Origin of the sequence: Candidatus Phytoplasma fabacearum (genome assembly GCF_030586805.1) — a bacterium.
Classification (GTDB): Bacteria; Bacillota_I; Bacilli_A; order Acholeplasmatales; family Acholeplasmataceae; genus Phytoplasma; species Phytoplasma fabacearum.
Genome location: NZ_JAOSIM010000029.1, coordinates 1 through 4,034 on the forward strand (window position 1 = coordinate 1; position 4,034 = coordinate 4,034).

Consider the following 4,034-nt stretch of genomic DNA (forward strand, 5'->3'; position numbering starts at 1 on the left):
TTTTATGGTCTGCTGTAATCCGGCGTTCTTTCGTTAACCTAACCGACCATATCCTTTCAGGGTTTATCGACCCTGGCTATTGGTTAGATAGCATGAAATTTAGGCCTCTTTGGCGCCCAGAAAATAATAATATAAATCTTGATAATTATTGAGATTTTTTTAATAAAACTAACAAACTTTTTATAATATTAATTATTTTTAGTTAAAGCCCAGGAATAACAAAAAACAAAAAAAGATCAACTTTCTTAGTTGATCTTTATTATAATTAACAGATTATTACTTGTAATATAAGTTTTTTATAGGTTACATGATATAATTATTTGCAATAAAACTATTGATTTTTTTTTAGGATTTTGTATTTTCTTTTTGTTATTATTATAATTTAAAGTTTTTAATTAATAAGAAGTAAAATAAAATATTTATTGCGCATAAAATCATTATTAAATAAATTTGACTATATTGTTGAAATAATGATTTCCATGTTTGATTTTTAATCAAACTAAAATTTTTTAAATATTGTTTGATTAAGTTAATGAATTTATTAGAGAACATTAGTTTTTTTATTCAGGTATTTTATTATATAAATGTTTTTTTGTTCAAAATTAATTTCTTCAGTTTCAGTTAAAGTCACAATAGTTTCGAGCTTCGACTAAGTTTTTTTGCTGCGTTATTTCTTGGTTTTTAGTGTTTTCGAGTTGCTTCTTTTCTTCCTTTAAATCTTTAATACTGTTTTGATAATCATAATGTAAAATAATATATCTGGCATTTGTTTATTGTTTAAAGTTATTTTTATATTTAAAGAGTTATCACTAATCATTTTAGGATTTAATTTATTTTTTAAAAAAACAACATATTTTTGCAACCTTTTGTGATGTATTCTATATTCTGTTAATAATTTTTCCGAAAGAATTTTTATTGTTTTTTTTCTGAAAATTCAGGTTTTGTGTAAATTAAATTTTGCATAATTATTTTTTCATCTTGAAGAAGTATATAATAACTTAAAAATTTATCAACTTTTATATGCGCATCTTCTTTTGCTAATATGTAAAGCTTTGTGTATTTGATTATTTATTTGAAATTGATTCAATAATCTCTGCTTCAAAATTAAAATTATTTCTTTTAAAGACAGATTTGGATCTATCGAAAGTAATTGTTTTTCATTATCAGACAAGCTATTTATATTAATTGAGGATATTATTACATTCATTATATTAATTTTTAGCTTTTCCGAATTATTTATTTATTAGAAGAAAATAATTTGAATTTTTTAAATTTATTATCCAATTTACAAAAAGATTATTAAAAAAAGATTTAATGACAAAAATAAAATAAAAACTGCAATTAATAATTTAATGATTTTATTTTGTAAATATTTTTTCAACATAATAAGAAAACCTTTTTTCTGTTAATTTATCTAAATTTAATCTTTTTTAATTAAAATAATTTTAAATTATTAAAAAAAATAAAATACAAGAAAATCAATATAATTTATATATAAAAAAAATTAATTTTTTATTAAATTTACCAAAAAATATTTTTATATTATCGTAACATTTAAAATTAATTTAAAAAATTTTAATAATTTTTAAAAAATATTTATTTATTAAACATCGCAATTTTAAATCAAAAAATTGTCATAAAATAAAAAAATAATTATAAAATGAAAAAATATTTTAACAAAATTAAATTTTTTTAAATAATAACAGAATATTGACATTGAGAAATTCAAAATATCAAATAAATAGATAATTTAATTTATCTATATTAATTGTTTATTAAAAAAACCGATTAAAATTAAAAATTTAATTAGAATAAAAATATGATTATAAATACAATAAGCATATCAATTTTATAAACACTAAATTAATTTTTAATTTAAAAATATGTTAATTAATTCTAACAAATATTAATATTTTCGTCAACATTTAAAAAAAGTAATAAAATTTAAAATAATTTTATTTATTAAATAAAAATTTAAAAATAAAACATAAAAAAATTATATCTAAAATATCTTTAATTAATGTTTCTAATAATTTTTATGAACCACTCAAAAAAATGTCGTATCAAATAAAAAATAAAAATAAAGTTTTTTCCGCATAACTAGAAAAGATAATAATAAGATATCTTTTTTCATTTATTTGAAAAAACAAAAAAGATCAACTAAGAAAGTTGATCTTGAACATGATTAACAGATTTTATTAATTGTAATACTTTTGGGGGTGCAGTGCACCCTTCAATCTTTTACCAATAAAATTATTGATTCCATAACCGAAAAAGTTGACAACGTAACTTCTTGGTTCCGAAAATGGTTTTAATTAAAATGAAAAAGGTAAATATGTTACAATGTTAATATATTTAAAAACGTTAAAAAGAAAAAAAGAACCGATGATCAAAATTAAAAGAAGAATCAAATGGTTTTTTATCATGTTAGGGATACTGGTTTCGTTATTGATTGGGTTTATCGTTTTAACTGAAATGAAAATCATTAAAATCCCTAAAGAACCGATTCCTATTTTAAAAAATACTCAATTTGACAACATAGAAGAGTGGTATGATGATTATCAAAAATGTCAAATGATTAAAGCGAAATACACTTTTGATGGGTTAAATGGAATTGATTATTATGAACAGCAAAAACTAAAAGCCGAACAATTATTTAACGAACGAGATTTATTAGAAAAAGAAGCCAAAGAAAAAAACTTATAAAGTTATTTAAATAGTCGAATGATTGGTAGCAATCTTATACCCAATAATCCTGAATTAGATAATTTATCACAAAAAATCATGAAAAATCGCGATGAACTGATCAAAATAAATCAAAAATTAGTATTAGATCGCCTCCAATCCCAACCTGAACCCCCTAACCTCGTTTGCTACATCAAAGACCGTCATCCTTTCGACCGTTGGAAAAAAGATGGTGATACTTATAACCACACTACTTTAAATGGTTTTAAATACTCTTTTTTCGATAAGAAAGATGATAGTCAATTATATTTATATATCCGAATTAAAAAACAACAACACGAAGGCCCAGGAGGTAATTACTTAATCCTAGAATACCAAGGTCCTAAACACTTCTTAACTGAAGACCAAGACTACTATATGGGTGAAGCTTTTGTTCATAATGTTGATTTTAAATTAACTGATTTCCATCTACACTTCAACCCTGTCCGTAAAACTTTATTTCTCTTTAAAGATAAACATAATAACGATAAAGTAAAAGAAGCTAAAAATAATAAAAAACCAGCTCGGAATGGTAACAAAATTATACCAACTGCCAAAATATATTAAAATTCAGGGAATAACCATTAAAGGAGATTTAATTAATGTTTAAATTACAAAATCAATTTAAAATAATCAGTATTTGTTTATTTATTTTTTTAGGACTATTATTTACAATGAATAATAATCAAGTGATGGCGATGAATAATTTAAATGATGAAAATTACATAAATAATGAAATTAATAAACTTTATTTAGAACGAAAAGCATTAGCTACTAAAATTTCATATTTTCGTATTCATAGTTTAGATGATGATGTAAAATTACAAAAACAATTAAATGATTTAGATCAAACAATTAAAAATCTTTATCAAAGAATTTATGATATCAAACTTTTAAAGTCTATAAATGAACAAATTTGGCATAATTCATATGAAAGAAATCAAATAGCAATTCAAATTTTAAGTAGTTCTTATCAAAACCCCACAATACAAGAACTTATGACAAAACATCAAAAATTAGTGATAAAAATTAAGAATCTAAGCCAAAAACATATTAATTTACAATATAAATTAAATAATTGTTAATCACAACTATAAGGCCCTCTTTCAGGGTCTTTTTTATTTGATACCAAAAATCTTAAAAAGGAAACCAAAAAATATGTTAATTAAATAAATCTTTTCATCTTTACCAAATAACCTCATCTTTTTCATTATCACTTTAATGGTATTTATTCCTACAATCACCATTGATTACGTCATTAAGTTCTATTTTTTAACCACCAAACTAAGTATTTTTACCAATTAAAACAA

At 21.3% G+C, this 4,034-nt stretch carries 4 protein-coding genes; 3 read left to right on the forward strand and 1 reads right to left on the reverse strand.

Features of this window, described 5'->3' with window-relative positions; all coding sequences use genetic code 11:
- Nucleotides 1-1,009: 1,009 nt before the first annotated feature.
- Nucleotides 1,010-1,207, reverse strand: coding sequence for a hypothetical protein (locus OC705_RS02245; RefSeq protein ID WP_304514055.1), 198 nt, complete (start codon nucleotides 1,205-1,207; stop codon nucleotides 1,010-1,012).
- A gap of 1,136 nt (nucleotides 1,208-2,343) precedes the next feature.
- Between OC705_RS02245 and OC705_RS02545 the strand changes: the two genes are divergently transcribed.
- From OC705_RS02545 to OC705_RS02255, 3 genes are read left to right on the forward strand one after another with little or no spacing between them, the layout of a single operon-like run.
- Complete coding sequence (locus tag OC705_RS02545) at nucleotides 2,344-2,706, forward strand: hypothetical protein (RefSeq protein WP_320411900.1); 363 nt, start codon at nucleotides 2,344-2,346, stop codon at nucleotides 2,704-2,706.
- 18 nt (nucleotides 2,707-2,724) lie between these two features.
- The gene (locus OC705_RS02550) at nucleotides 2,725-3,291 is read left to right on the forward strand and encodes a hypothetical protein (protein ID WP_320411901.1); all 567 of its coding nucleotides are present in this window, start codon (nucleotides 2,725-2,727) and stop codon (nucleotides 3,289-3,291) included.
- Nucleotides 3,292-3,326: 35 nt separating this feature from the next.
- Entirely contained in the window at nucleotides 3,327-3,809 is a 483-nt protein-coding gene (locus OC705_RS02255) for an SVM family protein (RefSeq protein WP_304512583.1), read from the forward strand.
- Nucleotides 3,810-4,034 lie beyond the last annotated feature (225 nt).

Coding starts and splice junctions, on each gene's coding strand:
- OC705_RS02550 (WP_320411901.1), top strand. CDS start 2,725: ATGATTGGTAGCAATCTTATACCCAATAATCCTGAATTAGATAATTTA.
- OC705_RS02545 (WP_320411900.1), top strand. CDS start 2,344: ATGTTAATATATTTAAAAACGTTAAAAAGAAAAAAAGAACCGATGATC.
- OC705_RS02255 (WP_304512583.1), top strand. CDS start 3,327: ATGTTTAAATTACAAAATCAATTTAAAATAATCAGTATTTGTTTATTT.
- OC705_RS02245 (WP_304514055.1), bottom strand. CDS start 1,207: ATGAATGTAATAATATCCTCAATTAATATAAATAGCTTGTCTGATAAT.